Below are 20832 nucleotides of genomic sequence, written 5' to 3' on the forward strand. Positions count from 1 at the left end.
CGGGTTATCTAACCAGCGTCTGACTCCAGGAACCGCACCATGTGGGCGGCAAGCTCCTTACCGGCATCCTCTTGCAGGAAATGCCCGGCGCCGTGAATGGTCGGGTGATCCCGACCCTGAGCACCGGGCATCTGTTGGAAGATCGGTGCCATCGCGCCGGTGATCGGGTCACCGTCGCTGAACGCGACCAGCATCGGGATCGAGCTGGCCGACAAGACCGACCACGCGCTGCGGTTGGCCTCGGAGGCGGGATCGTCCGGGGTGGTCGGCACCAGCCCAGGCATCGCGCGCGGACCGGCGCAGAAGCTGTCGTCGGGGAACGGTGCGTTATAAGCCTCCCGCACGTCATCCGCCATCGGCCGCTGGCAGCCCGAGTCGACGAACCGCCCCACATCGATGTTCGGGGAGGTCTGGATCGCCTCGCGGAATTGCCACCACACCTCCGGCATGTTGAAGTCGCCCGTCGGCAGCCCGGTGTTGGCGACGACGATGCGGGCAAACCGGTCCGGATTCTCGGCCGCGAGCCGCAGCCCGATCAGCCCGCCCCAGTCCTGACCGAACAGAGTCACGCGGTGCAGATCGAGGACATCGAACGCGCACGCGCGCATCCATTCGACGTGGCGGGCGTAAGTATGATCCTCGCGGCGGGTGGGCTTGTCGGATCGGCCGAACCCGACCAGATCCGGGCAGATCACCCGATGCCCGGCGGCGACCAACACCGGAATCATGTTGCGGTACAAAAACGACCAGGACGGTTCGCCATGCAACAACAGAATCGGGTCGGCATCGGCGGGCCCGTCTTCGATCCAAGCCACCCGGACGCGACCCCCTTCATCATCGTCGAGCTCGCAATAGCGCGGCGAATAAGGGAAATTGGGGATTTCAGTAAATCGATCGTCCGGTGTTCGCAAGCTCTGCACGACGGTGAAGATACCGATTTTTCGCGCGCCGTCCGGGATTTGCCCCATGCTTGGGTCAATTTCTGCGAGTTCGCTGTTGGGCGAATATTTCGTCCATTACTGCCACCAGCGGAAGTTCGCGACACATACTTCACTGCGATGATCCGTCAATGGCGACGGATCACGCCTACCTAAGGAGACATCGGTGAAGCGTGGATTGGTGGTGACCGTAGCCGGCGCCGCAGTCTTGGTGGCCGGGTTGTCCGGTTGTTCCAAGGACGACAACAAGTCGACGTCGACGACGACCGCGAAAGCGACTACTTCCGCGGCGGCGACAAGCAGCGCAGCCGGAACTGCCACCGCAACCGCCGGTGCCGACAGCACCAAGGTGACGATCGACGGCCAGGCACAGAACGTCCAGGGTTCGGTCGTGTGCGCGACGGCCGGCGGCAATATCAACATAGCGATCGGCGAGGCCATGACCGGCATAGCCGCTGTGCTCTCGGGCGATGGCACCTCGGTGGTGTCTGTCGGGCTCGGCAACGTCAACGGCGTCACCCTGGGCTACACGCAGGGTGTGCCCGGTGGAGCCAATGCGACCGCCACCAAGGACGGCAACACCTACAAGATCAGCGGAACCGCAACGGGTGTGGACATGGCCAACCCGACGCAGCCGGTGACCAAACCCTTCGAGATCCAGGTCACCTGCCCGTAGCGGGGGCTTGACGAAGCGGCGGCGCCCAGAGGGGTCTCCGCCGCTTCTTTTTGTCCTAGACTCCGACTGCCTCTTCGAGCGCGGTCAGGGAGTCTTCCAGCTGACCCAGCAGCCGCTGCAGGTGCGGGATGCTGCGCCGGCAGCCAACCAGTCCGAAGTCGAGATTGTCGGCGTTGTTGGACAGCGTGATGTTCAGGGCCTGGCCGTCCAGTGCGATCGACAGGGGGTAGTTGCCGTCGAGCCGAGCCCCGCGCCAATACAGCGGCTCACGGGAGCCGGGCACGTTGGAGATCACGATGTTGAACGGCGGCTGGGCCGCGGCCGCGAGCGCCGGCAACAGGGTCAGCGCCAGTGGTGCGACGTTGAACGCCGACAGGGCGAGCTGCTGCATTCTCGGTAACTGCGAGAACACTTCCTTGTTGCCGCTGATCGACGCCTGGATCGTGGCCAGACGTTCCGCAGGATCGCTCAGATCGGTGGCTAGGCTGCACAGGATGCTGCCCACCTGATTTCCGCCGCTGGAGTCGTTCTCGGAGCGCAGATTGACCGGGACCATGGCGATGAGCGGCCGGTCAGGCAGCGCGTCGTGCTCAATGAGGTACGCGCGTAGGGCGCCCGCACACATCGCCAGGATGACGTCGTTGACGGTGACGCCGGCAGCGTCCTTGATGGCGACGATGCGTTTGATGGGCCAGGACTGCGCCGCCACCCGACGGGCCCCGCCGATGGACACGTTGAACATCGTCTTGGGCGCCCCGAACGGCAACGTCAGCTGTTGCTCGAGCAGGCCGGCGCGGGCCACGGTCAACGCCGAGGGCGCCAGGCCGGCGATCGATCCGGCCAGTCGCTTCAGCTCACTCACCGGTGTCACACTGCGCTTCTCCCTGGCGCGTTGACGCGGCGGGAGGCTGTACGGCGCCCGGACCTCGGTGTCTTGCGGATCCGTGGACAGCGAGCGACGCATGAGCTTCACCGCCGAGACGCCGTCAAGCAGCGAATGGTGGACCTTGGTGTAGACGGCGACCCGCCCATCGTTGAGCCCCTCGACGAGGTGGGTTTCCCACAGCGGGCGGTGCCGGTCCAGCAGGCTGCCGTGCAGCCGCGAGGTGAGCTCGAGCAGTTCGCGGACTCGACCGGGCGAGGGAAGGGCCGAGCGGCGCAGGTGGTACTCGAGGTCGATGTCTCGGTCGAACGACCAGGTGAGGTTGGCGATGCCGCCGAATAGCTCACCCGGATGCTTGCGGAACGTGGGCTGGACGTCGTTGTCGGCGAGCATCTCGGCGTAGATGTCGGCGAGGAATTCCGGTCCGGCGCCCTCGGGTGGCTCGAACAATTGCAAGCCGCCGACGTGCATCGGGTGTTCACGCGACTCGGCCAGCAAAAACATCGAATCAGTCGGCGACATCAGCTCCATCAAGGACCTCCGCATTGTGGTCGCGATCATCTTGTCGGAGTTGATCGGTGCCGACCGGGACCGCCCCGCACAGGTTTTCGCCAACGATATCGATGACCGGCACTGGCGATCGCTCGCCCGGGGTGTCTACCCGCAATCGGCTTTGGCCGATGTGCCCGACGTCCCCATCGCCCGTTACTTCCATGCCGTCGAGGAAGGCTACGAAGCGGACAACCAACGACGGGACATGATCGTGTTCGCGCGACACAACCGGGTCAGTGGTGGCCGCCGCCCCCGCCGCCACCACCGTGGTCTCCGCCGCCGTTCCATCCCGGCTCGGCCACTTCCGCCTCGGTGAGCTGGTCGCTGGTGTCGGGAATGACCGTCGGGGCGCAGTCCATCGAGAAGCTGTCCTCCGTGTCGGTGTCCGCGCATGCGGCGGCCAGCCGGGGGGCGGCACCATCGGTACCGGCGAACGCGGCCGCCGCCGGCGCGGCGGCGATCACCAATCCGATTGCGGCATAGAGCAACCGCCGGGTGCCGGTCGACGCGGTCGTGATGATCACATACCCCCTGGCCTCAAGCGCTACGTCGGTGAAGTGCCAGCGTAGGCCAGGTTCCTGGGAATCGCGATCCGTCGCTCCGATTCACAGCTCACGGAGCTACCTGCCGCGCCGTGACTTGATCAGCGCGAGACGTTCCTGGAGCAGTTCCTCGAGCTCTTCGATCGTGCGCCGTTCCAGCAGCATGTCCCAGGGGGTGCGCGGCGCCTTGACCGTTTTGGGCTCGGCTGCAGGGCGGCCCGCAATGACGGTCCCCTCCATCCCATTGCGGCATTGCCAGGTGCCGGGGATCTCCGCGTCGTCGGCGAAGGGTACGTCGAACTCTTCGCCGTTCGCGGTGCGATAACGCGCGATCGAACGCGGTGCCAGATTATCTTTCCGATCGGTCTCGTAACTCACCGAGCCGAGTCGACTGCCCCTCATGATGCGATTAGCCATCTCAACAACTTCCTCGATTGCACACACGCAGAACAGCGACGGTGTGCCGGGTCAGGGCCGGCCAAGTGGGGCCCCAGATGGCTTTTTCACGACCTTCGGTGACGACTCTAACCCGCCGTGGGCACCGGAGTTCGCCCGCGGGTGTGTGCAAACATAGAAATAGCCCGTCACCTGCATTGCAGGCTTGGGGGCTATGGCGGTGGCGGAGGGATTTGAACCCTCGGACGGGGGTTACCCGTCACACGCTTTCGAGGCGTGCTCCTTAGGCCGCTCGGACACGCCACCGCCGACGAGCTTACGTCTCGTGGCCGAACTAACCCAAATCGCGGTGACGGGCAAAGAACCCCTCCAGTAGGGCGGCGCACTCCTGCGCCAGCACTCCCCCGCGCACCTGCGGCCGATGCGTCAGCCGCCGGTCGCGCACCACATCCCAAAGTGAGCCTACTGCACCGGTTTTGGGCTCCCACGCGCCGAATACCACCCGCGCCACCCGCGCCATCACCAAAGCGCCCGCGCACATCGTGCACGGTTCGACGGTCACCGCCAGCGTCGCCCCCTGCAGCCGCCAACCGTCGCCGTAGACCTGGGCAGCCGCCCGCAACGCGATGATCTCGGCGTGTGCGGTGGGATCACCGAGTTGTTCGCGGGCATTGGCCGCGCGGGCCAGTTCCGTACCGTCTGGACCGAACACCACCGCACCGATCGGCACGTCGTCGGGCCCGGTCAATTCCGCGGCAGAAATCGCCGCGCGAATCACTTCAGAATCAGAGATCACCGCTCGAGGCGGTCGAGCACAGCTGCCAGCTCGTCGGCAAAACCCATCTCCCGCGCGATCCGGCCCAGCTGTTCGTCGGCATACAGATCGATCTCGTCGAGGATGACGCTCAGCACCGCTTCTGGCAGCCCGATATCGGCCAGCACGCCCAGATCACCCTCCTCGAAGGGGTCGGCATCCTCGAGGTCGTCGGGCGCAATATCGGCGTCCAATGTCTCCAGCGCCTCGGCGGCAATGTCGTAATCCAGGGCCGCCGTCGCGTCCGACAGCAGCAGCCGGGTGCCCGACGGAGCGGGCCGCACGATCAGGAAAAACTCGTCGTCGATGTCTAGCAGCCCGAATACCGCACCGGCACTGCGCAATTCTCGCAACTCCGTCTCGGCAGCACTCAGGCTGGTCAGCACCTTCGCGCTCATCACCGAGCAACGCCACTTACCGTCCTCGCGAACTACAGCAATTGCGAAGCCATCCGGGGTGTCCGACCCCGGGCTGTTCTGCGCTCGCTGTGCCGCCATGGGCCCATACGCTAGTCGCTGATCAGGCGCTTTGACCAGGTACCCATCGGTCGCGGCGCGTTGATATGCCAACCTGGACAGGTGACGAAGACACCCGTGTGCATCCTCGGGCTCGGGCTGATCGGCGGTTCACTCCTGCGCGCGGCGGTCGCCGCCGGGCGTGAAGCGTTCGGTTACAACCGGTCCGTCGACGGCGCCCAGGGCGCCCGGTTCGACGGTTTCGCCGCCACCACCGATCTCACCGAAGCCCTGCGCTGGGCCGCCGACCGCGACGCGCTGATCGTCCTGGCCGTCCCGATGCCTGCGGTGCCCGTGCTGCTCGGCCACATCAAGGACGTCGCCGCCGACTGCCCGCTGACCGATGTCATCAGCGTCAAGGGTGCCGTCCTCGACGAGGTGCGTAAGGCCGGGCTCCTGGACCGCTACGTCGGCGGCCACCCGATGGCCGGCACCGCCCACTCGGGCTGGGCCGCAGGCGACGCACGGCTGTTCGCCGATGCCCCGTGGGTACTCGGCGTCGACGAACACGTCGATGCGGGGGTGTGGGTGCAGGCGATGGACCTGGCCCTGGATTGCCACGCCTTCGTCGTCCCCGCCAAGTCAGACGAGCACGACGCGGCCGCGGCGAGCATCTCGCACCTGCCCCACCTACTCGCCGAAACACTGGCGGTGACGGCAGGTGAGGTACCTCTGGCGTTCGCCCTGGCGGCCGGCTCGTTCCGCGACGGCACACGGGTAGCCGGCACCGCCCCCGATCTGGTTCGGGCGATGTGCGAGGCAAACACAGACCAACTGCTACCTGCCCTGGATCGCGCCCTGGAGCTGCTACATCAGGCCCGCGCATCGCTGGCTGAGAAGACGTCGGTGGCCGAGTTGGTTGAGGACGGCCACGCCGCCCGGGTCCGTTACGACAGCTTCTCGCGCCCGCAGATCATGACCATCGCCATCGGCGAGGAGAACTGGCGCCACGAGCTGGCCGCCGCCGGCCGGGCCGGCGGGGTGATCAGATCCGCTTTGCCAAGCCTGGGTAATCGAGAATGAACCCGTCGTTGTCGACGGTGATCGTGGTCTGCGCGACCGGCGAGTGCAGCTTGATTCCTTCGCCGCTGTCCGGACCGAGACTGTTGTAACTGATCGACGCCTGCTTGACGGTCAGGTCGGGCAAACTCACGTAGGCCACAGGCAGATTCACCGAATCGGTTCGCCGGTACAGGCCGGTGCGCCGGATCGGTAGCGCGTTGAAGAACGGGCTGAAAACGACGTCGACATCGAGGGCACCTTCGTAGGCGGCCCGCGTCTGGCCCTGGTGGTCGGTGATAAGCCACATGTTCTCTTCGTCGCGGGCGATCGACAGCTGCCGGTCCCGCTCGGCATGGGTCACGCTCAACGACAGCCGTTTGGTGGCGCCGGACTCGTCGGTCACCAGGTCGTAGGACGCGCTGAACGCCGGATTGGTTGCGGCGGCCGCGGCGACGATGCGGCCATAAGCTTTGATCCGGTTGCCCGATAGCTGGACCCGGGTCGACTCCATCCGCGAATCGTCGTGCGCACGCCAGGTCAGGATGGCCGGCCAGGCGCTTTCTGTCGCGTCGTTGGCTGCACTCACCCGTCTACCGTATGCGACGGGGCACTCCGTTCGTAACCAGGTGGCGAACTGCGACTCTTCCGTGATGCGGGTGCGTGCGCATCGAAACTCACACCGTCATCGAGCAGCGGTTGCGGCATCCGCCGGAAGCGCCCGCTGCCCGGTACCGACGCCCACACCGCCAGCGCCAGCAGCCCGTCGAGCACCAGCGCCAACAGCGTCACCAACAACGCACCCACCAGCGCCAGATAAAACTGGCGGACCTTGATTCCGTCGATCAGGTAGCGTCCGAGCCCGCCCAGGCTGGCGTAAGCGGCCACCGTCGCGGTCGCGACCACCTGAAGGGTCGCCGTGCGCAGCCCGCCCAGAATCAGCGGCAGCGCATTGGGCACCTCGACGCGCAGCAAAACTCGCGTCTCGGTCATACCCATCGATCGGGCAGCGTCCTTCACCGCCGGATCGACGTTGGCGATCCCGGCGTAGGTGCCCGCCAGTAGTGGCGGGATGCCCAGCAGCATGAGCGCGACGGTCGGTGGCAGCAGCCCCAACCCCCACAGCAGCACGCCGAGCAGCAGCACGCCCAGCGTGGGCAGTGCGCGCAGCGCGTTGACTCCGGTCACGACCAGGAAGGTGCCGCGTCCGGTGTGCCCGATCAGCAACCCCACCGGAATGGCGATTAGTGCGGAGAAGACGACGGCCACGGCGGTGTACTGCAGGTGCTCGAGGATGCGCATCCCCAGACCGGCCTTCCCCGCCCAGTTGGCGGCGGTGAAGATATAGGCGAGCGCCTGATGCAGGAAGTTCATGACGACACCTTCACCCGGGCCCAGGGCGTGATCAGCCGGCCGGCGAGCAGGATCAGCACGTCGACGACGATCGCCAGCAGGAAGATCGCGATGATGCCGGCGATGATCTGGCCGCTCTTGTCGGCCTGGTAGCCCTCGGTGAACCAGGTCCCCAGCCCGCCGATCCCGATCACCGAACCGACCGACACCATCGAAATGTTGGTCACCGCGACCACGCGCAGGCCGGCGATGAGGACTGGAAGCGACAGGGGCAGATCAATTTTGAGCATCCGCTTCAGCCTGGTGTAGCCGACGGCAGTGGCGGCGTCACGCACCTGGCCCGGTACCGCGTCGAGTGCCTCAGGCACGGCTCGCACCAGCAGCGCGGTGGTGTAGATGGTGAGCGCGACGATCACATTGGTCTCGTCGAGGATGCGGGTCGGGATGATCAGCGGCAGCACCACGAACAGCGCCAGCGACGGGATCGTGAAGATGATGCTCGCCGTCACGGTGGTCAGCCGGCGCAGCGCCGTGGTGCGCCACACGTAAGCGCCCAGCGGTACCGCGATCACCAGGCCGAGCACCACCGGGACCAGCGACAGCCGCAGGTGGATGACCGTCAGCGCCCACGCTTTGTCGAGATGGGTCAGCAGGTAATTCATCTGCGTCGTTTCTCCAGAGCACGCACGACGTCGTCGGCCCGCACCCCGCCGATCACCTGACCGGCATCGTCAACCGCCACCCCGAGCCCGGCCGGTGAGGACAGCGCCGCATCGAGGGCCAGCCGCAACGTAGCGCCCGGCTCGAACAGCGATCCGCCAGCAATGGTGCTGTCGTACAACGAACTTCCACCCCGATGCAGTTCGACGCCGTCGGCGTTGAGCCACGCGTACGGCCGGCCGTCATCCCGTATCACCAGCCGCCAGTCCCCGGCGGGCAACGACAGCGCGTCGATCCCGCCTTCTTTGACCGTCTGAATGTCGTGCATCGGCAACCCGTTCGCCTGCTTGAATTGCAGACCGCGATAGCCGCGGTCGGCGCCGATGAAGCCAGACACGAATTCATTGGCGGGATTCGACAACAACCGCGCGGGGGCGTCGTACTGCTGCAGGGTTCCGCCGGGTCCGAAGACCGCGACCCGGTCACCGAGTTTGATCGCCTCATCGATGTCGTGGGTGACGAAGACGATGGTCTTCTGCAATTCGCCTTGCAGGCGCAGGATTTCGGACTGCAGCTCATCGCGCACCACCGGGTCGACGGCCGAGAACGGCTCGTCCATCAGCAGGACCGGTGGATCAGCGGCCAGTGCCCTGGCCACACCGACGCGTTGCTGTTGGCCGCCGGACAATTGCGCCGGGTAGCGGTCCCCCAGCTTGGGATCCAGGCCCACCCGCTCCAGAACTGCGTATGCCGCCATCCGGGCCGTGCGACGCGACGCACCCTTGAGGACGGGCACCGTCGCGACGTTGTCGATGACCCGTTGGTGCGGCATCAGCCCGCCACTCTGGATGACGTAGCCGATCCCGAGGCGCAGGTTGTTCGGGTTGACTCCTGCGATATCGCGGCCGTCGACAGTGATTGTTCCCGAACTGGGCTCGATCATGCGGTTGATCATGCGCATCGAGGTGGTCTTGCCGCAGCCCGAAGGCCCGACAAACACCGTGAGTGTGGCGGTCGGCAGCTCCATGCTCAGATCGTCGACGGCAACGGTGCCATCCGGGTATGTCTTGGTGACCGTGTCGAAGGTGATCATCTATTTCCCGATCGACTTGTCGAAACCGTTGTCGCGGATCCATTTTCGTGCCGCCTCGTCGGGATCGACTCCGGAGTTCCCCGACACGGCAGTATTGAGTTCGATGAGGGCCTCTGTGCTCAGTTTGGCCGACACCGCATCCAAGACCTTCTTCAGTTCGTCAGATTTCTTCTGCGAACTGACCAGTGGCACCACATTGGCGGCGAGGAAGTTGTTCTTCGGATCCTCCAGTACCACGAGCTTGTTCTGCGGGATGGCCGGTGAGGTGCTGAAAATATCGGCGGCAGTGACGGTGCCATCGACAAGCGCGCGCACCGTGGCCGGGCCACCGCCGTCGCTGATCGCAACGAAGTTGTCTGGCTTGATATCCAGCCCGTACTTGGCTTTCAGCCCCGGCAGACCCTCAGTGCGGTTCAGGAACTCCGATGGGGCCCCGAATCTGACCTCCGGGGAATGCGCCGCCAAATCACCGATGCTTTTCAGATTCCATTTCTGCGCGGTGGATTCGCTGACCGCAACCGTGTCGGTGTCGTTGGCCGGCGACGGATTCAGGATCGACAGGTCACCGGGCAGTGCCCGATACAACGCCAGCTCCACATCGTCGGGTGTGGTCACCGTGGTCTTGGGATCGAAGTACTGCAACAGGTTTCCGGTGTATTCGGGCACCAGATCAATCGAATGATCGCGCACCGCCGGAATGTAGGTCTCGCGGCTCCCGATACCGAACTGCCGCCCGACCGTGAAACCGTTCGCCTCCAGGGCCTGAGCGTAGATCTCGCCGATGATCTTCGATTCCGGGAAGTCCGCGGAGCCGACGACGAGCGTTCTCAGGTCGCCCGATGCCGAGCCTGCGCCCAGCGGATTGGCACTGCCACACGCCACCGCCATCGGCACGACGAGCATGAACAGAGTTGCTGCCAACCACAGTCGCATTCCACCCCGCGACGCGTTCATGAGCGTCCTTTCACCCGACCTGTTTCACCGAACAGTAACGGCAGTGACCATGACCCGACCAGGTTTAAACACTGGTTGTTTCGTTATCGCCCAGAACGGGCAAAGATGGGGTGATGACCAGTGAAATTCCGGGCCCGCCCCACGATCCCACCCTTCCGGTTCCGCCGGCGCCGCCCGCCTCGGAGACACTCGCGCCCGTCCCGGACGCCCAGGTGAACGAAGTCAAATTCACCCGGGCTGCGGCACTGTGGTCGTCGCTGATCGTCGGATTCTTGATTCTGACGATCCTCCTGATCTTCATCGCACAGAACACCGAGTCGACGTCGTTTGCGTTCCTGGGCTGGCGCTGGTCGCTGCCGGCCGGCGTGGCGATCCTCATGGCAGCCGTGAGCGGCGGACTGGTCACCGTGCTGGCCGGAGCAGCACGCATCTTCCAGCTTCGCCGCGCGGCGAAGAAGAATCTCAAGGCAGCGCGACAGAGTTAACGCGTGAGCGTGTGGCTATCGTGCGAATTACTCGAACTTTTGCCCGTTAACCACAGCTTCGGCGACATCAACTCGCAGTCTGCAGGCCGCGACTGATCAGTACGGCGACGGCCTGTCCGGCGCGGTCGTCATCAGTCGGGTTCTCCGTGGCCATCCGCCTACGGAAGTCGATACCCGCCGCGATGATCGCGAGCTTGAAATACCCCAGCGCCATCTGGAACTCCCAGTGTGCCAGTGGATTTCCAGACGCCATGGCATACCGATGGGCAAGCTCATCAGCCGACGGCATCTGCGGCGCAGTCCACGCCGTCTCCTCGTTGAGGATCAGATTCAGCGCCGGATCGCGGTGCACGCACATCAGGGCGGCGTCGGAGAGTGGGTCGCCGAGGGTGGACATTTCCCAATCCAGCACGGCGCGAACAATAGTGGGGTCTTCGGCATCGAGGATGGTGTTGTCGATACGGTAGTCGCCGTGCACGATCGAGCTGCGGCTCTGCTCGGGTGCCGTGTTCACCAGCTTGGCGTGCAGCCGCTGGACGTCATCGTCGCGCGGATCATCGGGCAGCCGGACGTGCTGCCACTGCGAACCCCAGCGTCGCACCTGGCGTTCGAGATAGCCGCTGGGCTTGCCGAAGTCGCTCAACCCCACGGCCTCAGGGTCGACCTCGTGGAGGTCGACGAGCACCCGGATCAGACTGTCGACGCAGGCGCTGACCACAGCGGCACCACCGAGCGCGTCCAGTTCGACGCGGCTGCGCACCACGTTGCCCGCCACGTATTCGACCATCTGGAACGGTGCACCCAGCACGGAGTCGTCGTCGCGCATTGTGACAGCGGGCGCCACCGGCACCGGGCTGCCGGCCAGCGCGGCCACCACGCGGTATTCACGTCCCATATCGTGCGCCGAGGGGGTAAGGCCGTGCAGCGGCGGGCGGCGCAGCACCCACGTGGAGACGTCGTCGAAAACCAGGAAGGTCAGGTTGGAACGACCGCCGGAGATGAACTGTCCCCGCAGCTCGCCGGTGCGCGGGATCCCCACGTCGCGTAAGTGCCGGTCCAGTGCGGCCAGGTCGAGCCCGTCCAGTGACGTCACCAACTATGTATAGCTAATAGCGCTGATTGCGCGGCAAGAGATCCCAGACATGTTCGGTGGTGTTGACCGCGGCCACGGTGCCGAAGCCGTTGCGGGCATAGAGCAGGCGGGTGATCGACACGTAGTCGATGGGGAACGACAGCAACCGTTTGGTCCCCAGCAGTTCGTGCAGGATCACGTTGATCACCCCGCCGTGGCTGAAGACGGCCACCGTGTCGTCATGCCCAGCCGCGTTCACGATGTCGGACAGCGCCGCGGCGATCCGGCCGCGGAACTCTCCCTCGTCCACACTGCTGGGCAGCCGGCCCTCCGCCATCCGCGCCCATTCCTCGGGCTTCTCCTTGCGCACCTGCTCGATTGGCATGTAGTGAGACAGGCCCCGGTCGTACTCGGCGAGGCGCTCGTCGATGACAAGGGTCAGATCACGCGCCTTGGCGACGGGTTCGCCGGTCTGAATCGCGCGGCGCTGCGGGCTGCTCACCAGCCGGGTCAGGGGGAACCGGGCCAGCGCTTCCGGCAATCGCTCGGCCTGCCGCCAGCCTTCCTCGGACAATTCGGGATCGGCCCCTTCGCCGGCCTCGGTCCGGAGCGGTAACGCATGTCTGACAAGCAACAACTGCATGAGTGAGACGGTCCTTTCGCTACGGGCGCCCGTGCAACGATAAAGCCCATGCGCGCCTTCGTCTGTCCGGTGCGCCACAACTTCGTTCCGTTCGAGAGCGGCATATGTCCGTCATGCGGCACCCCGGTGGGCCTGCACCTGCCGAGCAAGTCGATGGTGGCGGCGCGTAGGCGGGGCGGCCGAGGTGTGAACATCTTGGTGCCATTGATAACCCGGCTAGATCCATCCGCTTCGCGCGATAACCCGGCTAGATCCATCCGCTTCGCGTACCGCCTTGGTCTTGACCGTCGCCACGTCCGACCCGCCCTCGGGCTCGGTGTAGCCCAGGCACAGCCGGGCGTGGCCCGCACGGACGTTCACGGTCACCAAGCGAGCCGTTACAGTAATCAGCCTTGTTGTAACTCCACCAGGATCTCCTCGGTGTGCTCGCCGAGCTTCGGGGCGGCCGAGCGCGGTGCCCACGGCGTGCCGTGGAAATCTGCCGGTGTCGCGATCATCGGCAGCGACCCGCCGTCGTGGGGAACATCGACCAGACCGCCCGCGGCATGGAATTGCTCATCACCGAGGACGTCTTCCATCGAGTTCACCGGCGACCAGAACAGTTCGGGCTCAGCTTCGAAAGCCCGCGCCCATTCGTCCCTCGTCTTGGTCGCGAAGATCCCGTCGAGAGTTGCGATGAGCTCACGAGAGTTGATCGCCCGGTCGCGGGCCGTGGTAAACCGACTGTCGTCCAACCATTCTGGATGCCCTACCGCACGACACAGTGACGGCCAGTGCCGATCGGCTTCCAGCCCGACGATCCACAACCGCTTCCCGTCGCCCGCCAGATAGTTGTTCATGCACGGGTTGAACATCGTCTCGCGCTGGCCGATCGCGATGGGACGCCCGCTCAACAGGAAGGTGTTGAGGTCGAAGCTCACGGTGTACGTCCCCTGGCGATACAGCGAGGTGGTGACCAGCTGCCCCTCACCGGTGCGGGCCCGCGCGACCAGTGCGGCATTGATCGCGGCGGCCAGTGTCATCGCGGTCAGGTGATCGCCCATGCCGCCGCGCTGGAAGGGCGGGCTGTCACCGGGCCGGGTGAGCAGGTCGGCGACCCCGGATCGGGCCCAGAAGGCCGCGACGTCATAGGCCGCCCGATTAGCTTCCGGCCCCGTCTCGCCGTATCCGGTGATCAGGCCGTACACCAGCCCGGGGTTGAGCGTGGCGACGTTCGGATAGTCGAGTTCGAGCCGGGCCAAGGCATCAGGCCGCACATTAGTGATGAAAACATCTGCGCCCGAGAGCAATTGGCGCGCTGTCACCAGGCCGCCGTCGGCGGTCAGATCGAGCACGATGCTGCGCTTGGACCGGTTGTCCATCTCGAAGGGCGGGTTGGAGCCGTCGTCGAGGCCCAGCATCCGGCCGAACATCCGCGCGGGGTCACCGGTCGGCGGTTCGATCTTGACGACGTCGGCGCCCCAGTCGGCCAGGATTCCTCCGGCGGCGGGTCCGGCGACCCACACGCCCAGCTCGACAACCGTGATGCCATCCAGCGGTCCGGCCATCGTCGCCCCTTTCGCGTTGTGTCCGCCAAAGGCTAGTGGTTCGGCGTCCGGAGAATGCTATTCTCCGCTGGGAGAGTGAGGAGTTCCATGACGAGAACGGAAAGTCCCGCAGACCTGGACATCACGACACTCGGCCGCTGGCTCGACACCCAGGACACACCCGGCGCCGGCGAGGAGCCCGTTGCCGAGGTCCTCAAGGGCGGCTCGCAGAACATGCTCTACCGGGTCAGCCGCGGTGGTCAGGGCATGGTGTTGCGGATGCCCGGCCCTCGCGCCGACGAGCGACGGCTCAGCGAGCTACTCCGCGAGATCCGCCTCGAACGCGCGCTGAAGGGCACCGATGTGCCACATGCCGAGCTGATCGCCGCCGACGAGAGCGGCGAGGTGCTGGGTAAGCCCTTCTACCTGATGAAGGAGGTCGACGGCTGGAGCCCGATGGAGGGCGGCTGGGAGACGCCGTTCGACACCGATCTCGGCGCCCGGCGCGACCTGGCCTTCCAACTCATCGAGGGAGCCGCCAGGCTCGGCCGGCTGGATTGGAAAGCCCAGGGCCTGGCGGGGTTCGGCAAGCCCGACAATTTCCACGAACGGCAGGTGGACCGCTGGCTGGCCTTCCTGGCGGCGTTCCAGGTTCGTGAACTTCCCGGCCTCGATGTGGCGGCGGAATGGTTGCGCAATAACCGTCCCGCGCACTTCACCCCCGGGATCATGCACGGCGACTACCAGTTCGCCAACGTCATGTACGCCCACGGCGCACCGGGCCGGCTCGCCGCCATCGTCGACTGGGAGATGACCACCATCGGCGACCCGCTGCTCGACGTCGCGTGGGCGTTGCTCGGCTACGACGGTGAGCAGCCCAAGGAGGGTGGCTTCTACCTGCCGATGGAAGGTATGCCGACCCGTAGTGAGCTGTTGGCCCACTACGAGAAGATCAGCGGCCTGTCGACCGAGAACATCCATTACTACCTGGTGCTGGCCAACTGGAAGCTGGGCATTGTGCTCGAGAAGACTTATGCCGCCGCGGTCAACGGTGGCAAGGCCGACCCGCAGGTCGTTGAGGCGTTCGGCACGATGGTGCCCGGCCTGATCGCCACCGCCGCCGAGTTGGCGCAGTCCGGTGAGGCGTAGATGGGCTACGCAGATACGCTTTTCGATCTGACCGGCCGGGTGGTGCTGGTCACCGGCGGCAGCCGTGGACTGGGCCGCGAGATGGCCTTTGCCGCTGCCCGCTGCGGTGCCGACGTGGTGATCGCCAGCCGCAAGTACGACTCCTGCGTGGCGACCGCCAAGGAAATCGGGGACGAAACCGGCCGTACCGCAATGCCATACGGCGTGCATGTCGGACGCTGGGATGAGCTGGACGGCCTGGTGGCGGCGGTCTACAACCGGTTCGGCAAGCTCGACGTACTGGTGAACAACGCCGGCATGTCACCGACGTACGACAAGTTGAGCAATGTCAGCGAGAAGTTGTTCGATGCGGTGATGAACCTCAATCTCAAAGGACCGTTTCGGCTTTCGGCGCTGGTGAGTGAACGCATGGTCGCCGACGGCGGCGGGGTGATCATCAACGTCAGCACCCATGGCTCGTTACGCCCGCACCCGTCGTTCATTCCCTACGCCGCATCCAAGGCCGGCCTGAACGCAATGACCGAAGGGCTGGCGGCGGCATTCGGGCCGACCGTGCGAGTGAACACCCTGATGCCCGGGCCCTTCCTCACCGATATCAGCAAGGCGTGGGGCCTAGGGCTCGGCCCGACAGATGGGCCCAGCGGTGTGGAGAACCCGTTCGGCAGGCACGCCCTGCAGCGGGCCGGGGAGCCCGCCGAAATCATCGGCGCCGCATTGTTCTTGATGTCGGACGCATCCAGCTTCACCACCGGTTCGATCCTTCGGGCCGATGGCGGCATCCCCTAAGGAGTCAAAGATGGCATGGGATTTCTCCACCGAGCCGGAGTTCGAGGAGAAGCTCGAGTGGATCCGGAACTTCGTCCGCGAAGACATCGAACCACTCGAAGTGATCTTCCCTAGTTGTGAATTCCTGCCGCTCAACTCCGAGCGCCGCCGGATCGTCGACCCCCTGAAGCAGAAGGTCCGCGATCAGGGCCTGTGGGCACCGCACCTCGGGCCCGAGCTGGGCGGGCAGGGTTTCGGGGCGGTCAAGCTCACGCTGATCAACGAAATCCTCGGCCGCGCAACATGGTCGTCGATCATCTTCGGCACTCAGGCACCCGATACCGGCAACGCGGAGATCCTCGCCCGGTTCGGCACCCAGGAACAGAAGGACCGCTACCTGACGGGGCTACTGTCCGGGGAGATCTTCTCGACGTTCTCGATGACTGAACCGCAGGGCGGCTCTGATCCGCGGGTCTTCACCACCCGCGCTGTGCGTGACGGTGACGACTGGATCATCAACGGCCGCAAGTACTGGTCGTCCAACGCATCGGTGGCGTCGTTCTTCATCGTCGTGGCGATCACCGATCCGGATGTGCCGGTGCACACGGGGGCGTCGACGTTCCTGGTGCCGGCCGACACCCCCGGGGTGACCATCGAGGCCACCCATCACCTGGTGGGTGCGCACTCCCACGACCCCGGCCATTCGCTGGTGCACTACGACAATGTCCGGGTGCCCGCCTCCGCGATACTGGGCGGGGAGGGACAGGGCTTCCACGTCGCGCAGTCCCGGCTGGCCGGCGGGCGCCTGCACCACGCGATGCGCTCGATCGGGGTGGCTCAGCGCGCCATCGACGCGATGGCTCGGCGCGCGAAAAGCCGCTTCACCCAAGGCAGTCTGCTGGCCGACAAGCAGCTGATCCAGGAGATGGTGGCCGACTCCTTCGTCGAGCTGACCCAGTTCCGCCTGATGGTGTTGCATGCCGCCTGGCTGGTCGACACCGGGGGTGAACGCGTCGCACGCGAGGAGATCGCGGCCTGCAAGATCGCCACCGCGAACGTGTTGAAGTCCATCGGCCTGCGCGCGATCCAAGTGCACGGCGGCCTCGGGCTGACCGATCAGATGCCGTTGACCAACGTGCTGATGGGCGGGATCACCCTGGGGCTGGCCGACGGGCCCACCGAGGCGCACAAGGTAAACCTGGCCCGGCAGATCCTCAAGGGATACGAGGCCGAGGATCCGGTGTGGCCAAGTGAGTTCCTTCCCAACCGCATCGAGCGGGCCCGCGAGAAGTACGGCCACCTGACCGATCGCATTCCAGCGCTGCCCGTTTCACCGTGACCAACCGCGCCGCGGCCGCCGTCGTGCGGGCCCTCGACGATCGGCAGCGCGAGGCCACCGAGGAGGTGGAGCGCATCCTGGCCGCCGCGATCACCGTGATGGAGCGGGTCTCGCCCGACGCGCCGCGGGTCAGCGATATCGTCGCCGCGGCCGGGGTGTCAAACAAGGCGTTCTACCGCTATTTCGCCGGTAAGGACGACCTGATGCTGGCGGTCATGGAACGCGGTGTAGCCCTGGTGGTTTCGTACCTCGAGCATCAGATGGCCAAGGAGGTCACCCCGGTCGGCAAGATCACCCGGTGGATCAGCGGGTCACTGGCCCAGGTGGCCGACCCCGAACTGATCGGGATGAGCCGGGCGCTGGTCGGGCAGATGTCGGACTCGGACAAACGGCGCATGGGCGAAGAGGAGACCATGGCCGTCATGCGCGACCTGCTGGTGGAGCCGATTCGCGATCTGGGCAGTTCCGATCCCCGGCGTGATGCCGACGCGGTGTTCGTCTGTGCCGTCGGTACGATGCGTCGCTACGTGGACTCCACCGACCAGCCGGGTCGCAAGGACATCAGCCACCTGGTCGGGTTCTGCCTGCGCGGACTCGGCGTTGCGGAAGGAGAGCGCTGATGCGCGCCATCGTCTGCCGCGAGTACGGCACCCCGGAGGATCTCGTCTTGGACGAACTGCCCGACCCCACACCGGGTCCCGGGCAGGTGGTCGTCACGGTGCGCGCTGCCGCGGTCAACTACCCCGATGTGCTGTTGATCGCCGGCAAGTATCAGATCAAGGTGCCGCCGCCGTTCAGCCCGGGCAGTGAGCTGGCCGGCGATGTGCTGGCCGTCGGTGACGGCGTCGACTTCCGGCCCGGTGACCGGGTGTCGGCCACCTCGTTCGTCGGCGCCTTCGCCGAGCAGGCACTGGTCGACGCCCGGGGTCTGGCCAGGATTCCCGACGGTGTGGACTATGCCGATGCCGCGGCATTCGGCGTCACCAACAAGACCGCGTACTACACCCTGCGTACGGTCGCCCCGGTCACGCCGGGCGACTGGGTCGTGGTTCTGGGCGCCGGCGGCGGGGTGGGTCTGGCCGCCGTCGATATCGCGGTTCTGATGGGCGCCAAGGTGATTGCCGCGGCGTCCGGTGCCGAGAAGCTCGAGGTGTGCCGGCAGCGCGGGGCAAGCGCCGTTGTCGACTACGACCGCGAGGACCTGAAGTCCCGGCTCAAGGAGATCACCGGGGAAGGTGGCTCCCAGATCGTGCTCGACCCGGTCGGTGGCCGCTACTCCGAGCCGGCGCTGCGCAGCCTGGGCCGCGGCGGAAAGTTCGTCACGCTGGGCTACGCGGCCGGCTCGATTCCGGCGATCCCGCTAAACCTCGTGATGCTGAAGGGAATCACGGTGCAGGGCATGGAGATCCGCACCTTCGCGACCGACTACCCGGAGCAATTGCCCCGCGATGACGCCGAGCTGGCCCAGCTGTTCGCCGACGGGCGCCTGCGCCCCTACCTCGGAGCCCGGTTCCCGCTCGAGGAGGCCGCCACCGCGCTGCGCTATATCGCCGACCGCAAGGCGATCGGCAAGGTCGTCATCGACGTCTCTAGGGCGTGATGATGTTGAAGCTCGGGTTGGGCTGATCCAGCGCACCGAGGAGCGTCTGCAGGGCCTGTGCATCGCCGGTGATCTCCATCCCCGGTGAGGTGAAATCGCCTCCCGCGATTGCCAATAGCCGTAGTTTGCCGGCAAACCGGATGGTGGCGGTCGCCGTCGACTCGGCGGCGTCACACTGGCGGTAGACCAGCACGCCGTTCCGCAAGGTGAGCCGGTAATTGGTCCCAGTGTCGGCGAACGTCAGGTCCACGGCGATGTCCGTGTCCCAGGACCGCGGCCCGTTCACGCTGATCGCCAGGGCGTCCAGCATCTGTTCGACGCTGAGTTGGGCCAGAATCGACGTCGACGCCGGCTGGGTGGGCGTGCCGAAGTTTCCGTCTCGCAGCTCGGTGGCTCCGGAGAGGAAGAAGTTGCGCCACGTCGCGCACTCGGCTCCGTAGCCCAGCTGTTCCAGGGTGTCTGCATACAGGTGGCGTGCACCGGCATGCGTTTGGTCAGTGAACGTCGCGTGGTCGAGCAGCGTTGCCGCCCAACGATAGTCACCGGAATCAAACGCCCCCTTGGCGAGTTCCACGACCCGGTCGACACCGCCCATAGCGTGCACGTAGCGCGGGCCGATCGCCTCCGGCGGATGCGCCCACAGGCGTGCGGGGTTGCCGTCGAACCAGCCCATGTAGCGCTGGTAGACAGCTTTCACGTTGTGGCTGACCGAGCCGTAGTAGCCGTGCGCGTGCCAGGCCTTGTGCAGCGCGGGCGGCATCTGGAAGGTCTCGGCGATCTCGATCCCGGTGAATCCCTGATTGAGCTGCCGCAGCGTCTGGTCGTGCAGGTAGCCGTACAGATCCCGTTGCAGGGAAAGGAATTCGACGATCTTGTCGTAACCCCACGTCGGCCAGTGGTGCGAGGCGAAGACCACGTCGGTCCGGTCGGCGAAGGTGTCGATGGCCTCGGTGAGATAACCGGACCAGGCGTGCGGGTCACGGACCAGCGCACCGCGCAGCGTCAGCAGGTTGTGCAGGTTGTGCGTGGCGTTCTCGGCCATGCACAGCGCACGGAATTGCGGGAAATAGAGGTGCATCTCGGCGGGCGCCTCGGTGCCGGGCGCCATCTGGAATTCGATCTCGACGCCGTCGATCGTGTGTGTCTCGCCGGTGGCGGCGATATCGATGGTCGGCACGATGATGGCAACCTCACCGGTGGACGTCTGCTGGCCGAGCCCGCAGCCCACCTGGCCCTGCGGGCCGCGCTCGAGCAGGGTGCCGTACATGTACCCCGCGCGCCGCCCCATCGCGGTGCCCGCATACACGTTCTCCTGCACCGCGTGTTCCACAAAACCCTCGGGCGCGATCACCGCGACCTTGCCGGCGTCGACATCGGCCTGCGATGTCACCCCCAGCACGCCACCGAAGTGATCGATATGGCTGTGGGTGTAGATCACCGCGACAACGGGCCGGTCACCGCGGTGCGCCCGGTAGAGCTCCAGTGCCGCCGCGGCCGTTTCGGTGGAGATCAACGGGTCGATGACGATCACACCGGTATCGCCCTCGATGAAGCTGATGTTCGACAGGTCGAGTCCACGCACCTGATAGATGCCTTCGACCACCTCGTACAGTCCCTGCTTTGCCACCAACAAGGACTGCCGCCACAAGCTCGGGTGAACCGAGGTCGGCGAGTCCCCGGTGAGGAACCCGTAAACGTCGTTGTCCCACACCACTCGCCCGTCGGCGGCTGTGACGACACACGGTGTCAGTGCGGCGATGAAGCCGCGATCGGCGTCGGCGAAATCGGCAGTGTCCGCAAAGGGCAGGGACGTCAGGTGCTCGGCGTGCGCGGCCTCGATGTCAGGGCTGGGCGACTTGTGTTCCATGCCCACGATCC

The 20832-nt window shown here is 65.8% G+C and carries 25 protein-coding genes and 1 tRNA gene; 9 read left to right on the forward strand and 17 right to left on the reverse strand.

What is annotated here, in order from left to right; translation table 11 throughout:
* Positions 1–8 precede the first annotated feature (8 nt).
* The gene (locus G6N13_RS06340; protein WP_163701787.1) at positions 9–920 is read right to left on the reverse strand and encodes a haloalkane dehalogenase; all 912 of its coding nucleotides are present in this window, start codon (positions 918–920) and stop codon (positions 9–11) included.
* Between the two features lie 184 nt (positions 921–1104).
* Between G6N13_RS06340 and G6N13_RS06345 the strand changes: the two genes are divergently transcribed.
* A complete protein-coding gene (locus G6N13_RS06345) occupies positions 1105–1614 on the forward strand; it encodes a lipoprotein LpqH (RefSeq protein ID WP_163695338.1) in 510 nt (169 codons plus the stop codon).
* Positions 1615–1669: 55 nt separating this feature from the next.
* Here G6N13_RS06345 and G6N13_RS06350 read toward each other — a convergent pair whose 3' ends face one another.
* On the reverse strand, positions 1670–3028 hold the full coding sequence (locus tag G6N13_RS06350; protein WP_163695341.1) for a WS/DGAT/MGAT family O-acyltransferase: 1359 nt from the start codon (positions 3026–3028) through the stop codon (positions 1670–1672).
* A 16-nt stretch (positions 3029–3044) separates the two neighbouring features.
* Here G6N13_RS06350 and G6N13_RS26090 point away from each other — a divergent pair, with 16 nt between their 5' ends.
* Positions 3045–3365 carry a CheR family methyltransferase gene (locus G6N13_RS26090; RefSeq protein ID WP_163695344.1) on the forward strand — a complete coding sequence of 107 codons (321 nt, stop codon included), beginning with the start codon at positions 3045–3047 and terminating at the stop codon, positions 3363–3365.
* Here G6N13_RS26090 and G6N13_RS06360 read toward each other — a convergent pair.
* The 5 genes from G6N13_RS06360 to G6N13_RS06380 all read right to left on the reverse strand — a co-directional run bounded on the left by G6N13_RS06360 (position 3283) and on the right by G6N13_RS06380 (position 5298).
* Positions 3283–3573, reverse strand: coding sequence for a hypothetical protein (locus G6N13_RS06360; RefSeq protein WP_163694276.1), 291 nt, complete (start codon positions 3571–3573; stop codon positions 3283–3285). The two genes, G6N13_RS26090 and G6N13_RS06360, sit on opposite strands and share 83 nt — an antisense overlap.
* Before the next feature lie 96 nt (positions 3574–3669).
* On the reverse strand, positions 3670–4008 hold the full coding sequence (locus tag G6N13_RS06365; protein ID WP_163695348.1) for an RNA polymerase-binding protein RbpA: 339 nt from the start codon (positions 4006–4008) through the stop codon (positions 3670–3672).
* Positions 4009–4202: 194 nt separating this feature from the next.
* Positions 4203–4293 (reverse strand) — tRNA-Ser (locus tag G6N13_RS06370).
* Positions 4294–4321: 28 nt separating this feature from the next.
* On the reverse strand, positions 4322–4783 hold the full coding sequence (locus G6N13_RS06375; protein WP_179965092.1) for a nucleoside deaminase: 462 nt from the start codon (positions 4781–4783) through the stop codon (positions 4322–4324).
* Complete coding sequence (locus tag G6N13_RS06380) at positions 4780–5298, reverse strand: tRNA adenosine deaminase-associated protein (protein WP_163695351.1); 519 nt, start codon at positions 5296–5298, stop codon at positions 4780–4782. The genes G6N13_RS06375 and G6N13_RS06380 overlap by 4 nt, the downstream gene beginning before the upstream one ends.
* Positions 5299–5394: 96 nt before the next feature.
* Between G6N13_RS06380 and G6N13_RS06385 the strand changes: the two genes are divergently transcribed.
* Complete coding sequence (locus tag G6N13_RS06385; protein WP_235678044.1) at positions 5395–6339, forward strand: prephenate dehydrogenase; 945 nt, start codon at positions 5395–5397, stop codon at positions 6337–6339.
* On the opposite strand, the gene G6N13_RS06390 is transcribed toward G6N13_RS06385, so the two are convergent.
* The 5 genes from G6N13_RS06390 to G6N13_RS06410 are packed head-to-tail and all read right to left on the reverse strand — an operon-like array spanning position 6302 to position 10354.
* Positions 6302–6904: a putative glycolipid-binding domain-containing protein gene (locus tag G6N13_RS06390; protein ID WP_163695354.1), complete on the reverse strand. Its 603-nt coding sequence runs from the start codon at positions 6902–6904 to the stop codon at positions 6302–6304. The genes G6N13_RS06385 and G6N13_RS06390 overlap by 38 nt on opposite strands.
* A complete protein-coding gene (locus tag G6N13_RS06395; RefSeq protein WP_163695357.1) occupies positions 6901–7689 on the reverse strand; it encodes an ABC transporter permease in 789 nt (262 codons plus the stop codon). The genes G6N13_RS06390 and G6N13_RS06395 overlap by 4 nt, the downstream gene beginning before the upstream one ends.
* Positions 7686–8330: an ABC transporter permease gene (locus G6N13_RS06400; RefSeq protein ID WP_163695360.1), complete on the reverse strand. Its 645-nt coding sequence runs from the start codon at positions 8328–8330 to the stop codon at positions 7686–7688. The genes G6N13_RS06395 and G6N13_RS06400 overlap by 4 nt, the downstream gene beginning before the upstream one ends.
* The gene (locus G6N13_RS06405; RefSeq protein WP_163695362.1) at positions 8327–9421 is read right to left on the reverse strand and encodes an ABC transporter ATP-binding protein; all 1095 of its coding nucleotides are present in this window, start codon (positions 9419–9421) and stop codon (positions 8327–8329) included. The genes G6N13_RS06400 and G6N13_RS06405 overlap by 4 nt, the downstream gene beginning before the upstream one ends.
* A complete protein-coding gene (locus tag G6N13_RS06410) occupies positions 9422–10354 on the reverse strand; it encodes an ABC transporter substrate-binding protein (RefSeq protein ID WP_235678045.1) in 933 nt (310 codons plus the stop codon).
* Positions 10355–10488: 134 nt separating this feature from the next.
* Between G6N13_RS06410 and G6N13_RS06415 the strand changes: the two genes are divergently transcribed.
* On the forward strand, positions 10489–10860 hold the full coding sequence (locus tag G6N13_RS06415) for a LapA family protein (protein WP_163695368.1): 372 nt from the start codon (positions 10489–10491) through the stop codon (positions 10858–10860).
* Between the two features lie 67 nt (positions 10861–10927).
* On the opposite strand, the gene G6N13_RS06420 is transcribed toward G6N13_RS06415, so the two are convergent.
* From G6N13_RS06420 to G6N13_RS06435, 4 genes are all read right to left on the reverse strand, one after another.
* A complete protein-coding gene (locus G6N13_RS06420; protein ID WP_163695371.1) occupies positions 10928–11953 on the reverse strand; it encodes a phosphotransferase family protein in 1026 nt (341 codons plus the stop codon).
* A 13-nt stretch (positions 11954–11966) separates the two neighbouring features.
* Positions 11967–12575 carry a histidine phosphatase family protein gene (locus G6N13_RS06425; RefSeq protein WP_163695374.1) on the reverse strand — a complete coding sequence of 203 codons (609 nt, stop codon included), beginning with the start codon at positions 12573–12575 and terminating at the stop codon, positions 11967–11969.
* A 216-nt stretch (positions 12576–12791) separates the two neighbouring features.
* A complete protein-coding gene (locus tag G6N13_RS06430; RefSeq protein WP_407663954.1) occupies positions 12792–12941 on the reverse strand; it encodes a hypothetical protein in 150 nt (49 codons plus the stop codon).
* 20 nt (positions 12942–12961) lie between these two features.
* Positions 12962–14122, reverse strand: coding sequence for a CaiB/BaiF CoA transferase family protein (locus tag G6N13_RS06435; protein ID WP_163695377.1), 1161 nt, complete (start codon positions 14120–14122; stop codon positions 12962–12964).
* 87 nt (positions 14123–14209) lie between these two features.
* On the opposite strand from G6N13_RS06435, the gene G6N13_RS06440 reads away from it, so the two are divergent.
* From G6N13_RS06440 to G6N13_RS06460, 5 genes are read left to right on the forward strand one after another with little or no spacing between them, the layout of a single operon-like run.
* A complete protein-coding gene (locus G6N13_RS06440; protein WP_163695380.1) occupies positions 14210–15250 on the forward strand; it encodes a phosphotransferase family protein in 1041 nt (346 codons plus the stop codon).
* A complete protein-coding gene (locus tag G6N13_RS06445) occupies positions 15251–16036 on the forward strand; it encodes an SDR family NAD(P)-dependent oxidoreductase (protein ID WP_163695383.1) in 786 nt (261 codons plus the stop codon).
* Positions 16037–16046: 10 nt separating this feature from the next.
* Positions 16047–17354 (forward strand): acyl-CoA dehydrogenase family protein, encoded by a 1308-nt coding sequence (locus tag G6N13_RS06450; RefSeq protein WP_163695387.1) that lies wholly within the window; start codon positions 16047–16049, stop codon positions 17352–17354.
* Positions 17351–17974: a TetR/AcrR family transcriptional regulator gene (locus tag G6N13_RS06455; protein ID WP_163695390.1), complete on the forward strand. Its 624-nt coding sequence runs from the start codon at positions 17351–17353 to the stop codon at positions 17972–17974. Before G6N13_RS06450 ends, G6N13_RS06455 begins: the two co-directional genes overlap by 4 nt.
* The gene (locus tag G6N13_RS06460) at positions 17974–18954 is read left to right on the forward strand and encodes an NADPH:quinone oxidoreductase family protein (protein ID WP_163695394.1); all 981 of its coding nucleotides are present in this window, start codon (positions 17974–17976) and stop codon (positions 18952–18954) included. The genes G6N13_RS06455 and G6N13_RS06460 overlap by 1 nt, the downstream gene beginning before the upstream one ends.
* Here the strand turns inward: G6N13_RS06460 and G6N13_RS06465 are convergent.
* Positions 18944–20821: an alkyl/aryl-sulfatase gene (locus G6N13_RS06465; protein ID WP_163695397.1), complete on the reverse strand. Its 1878-nt coding sequence runs from the start codon at positions 20819–20821 to the stop codon at positions 18944–18946. The genes G6N13_RS06460 and G6N13_RS06465 overlap by 11 nt on opposite strands.
* Positions 20822–20832: the final 11 nt, after the last annotated feature.

Origin of the sequence: Mycolicibacterium sarraceniae, assembly GCF_010731875.1 — a bacterium.
GTDB lineage: Bacteria > Actinomycetota > Actinomycetes > Mycobacteriales > Mycobacteriaceae > Mycobacterium > Mycobacterium sarraceniae.

Excerpts from the sequence above, each read along its gene's own strand:
- G6N13_RS06380 (WP_163695351.1), bottom strand. The coding sequence starts at position 5,298 with ATGGCGGCACAGCGAGCGCAGAACAGCCCGGGGTCGGACACCCCGGAT.
- G6N13_RS06465 (WP_163695397.1), bottom strand. The coding sequence starts at position 20,821 with ATGGAACACAAGTCGCCCAGCCCTGACATCGAGGCCGCGCACGCCGAG.
- G6N13_RS06440 (WP_163695380.1), top strand. The coding sequence starts at position 14,210 with ATGACGAGAACGGAAAGTCCCGCAGACCTGGACATCACGACACTCGGC.
- G6N13_RS06365 (WP_163695348.1), bottom strand. The coding sequence starts at position 4,008 with ATGGCTAATCGCATCATGAGGGGCAGTCGACTCGGCTCGGTGAGTTAC.
- G6N13_RS06435 (WP_163695377.1), bottom strand. The coding sequence starts at position 14,122 with ATGGCCGGACCGCTGGATGGCATCACGGTTGTCGAGCTGGGCGTGTGG.
- G6N13_RS06450 (WP_163695387.1), top strand. The coding sequence starts at position 16,047 with ATGGCATGGGATTTCTCCACCGAGCCGGAGTTCGAGGAGAAGCTCGAG.
- G6N13_RS06425 (WP_163695374.1), bottom strand. The coding sequence starts at position 12,575 with ATGCAGTTGTTGCTTGTCAGACATGCGTTACCGCTCCGGACCGAGGCC.
- G6N13_RS06400 (WP_163695360.1), bottom strand. The coding sequence starts at position 8,330 with ATGAATTACCTGCTGACCCATCTCGACAAAGCGTGGGCGCTGACGGTC.
- G6N13_RS06410 (WP_235678045.1), bottom strand. The coding sequence starts at position 10,354 with ATGCGACTGTGGTTGGCAGCAACTCTGTTCATGCTCGTCGTGCCGATG.
- G6N13_RS06445 (WP_163695383.1), top strand. The coding sequence starts at position 15,251 with ATGGGCTACGCAGATACGCTTTTCGATCTGACCGGCCGGGTGGTGCTG.
- G6N13_RS06460 (WP_163695394.1), top strand. The coding sequence starts at position 17,974 with ATGCGCGCCATCGTCTGCCGCGAGTACGGCACCCCGGAGGATCTCGTC.
- G6N13_RS06415 (WP_163695368.1), top strand. The coding sequence starts at position 10,489 with ATGACCAGTGAAATTCCGGGCCCGCCCCACGATCCCACCCTTCCGGTT.
- G6N13_RS06395 (WP_163695357.1), bottom strand. The coding sequence starts at position 7,689 with ATGAACTTCCTGCATCAGGCGCTCGCCTATATCTTCACCGCCGCCAAC.
- G6N13_RS06405 (WP_163695362.1), bottom strand. The coding sequence starts at position 9,421 with ATGATCACCTTCGACACGGTCACCAAGACATACCCGGATGGCACCGTT.
- G6N13_RS06350 (WP_163695341.1), bottom strand. The coding sequence starts at position 3,028 with ATGGAGCTGATGTCGCCGACTGATTCGATGTTTTTGCTGGCCGAGTCG.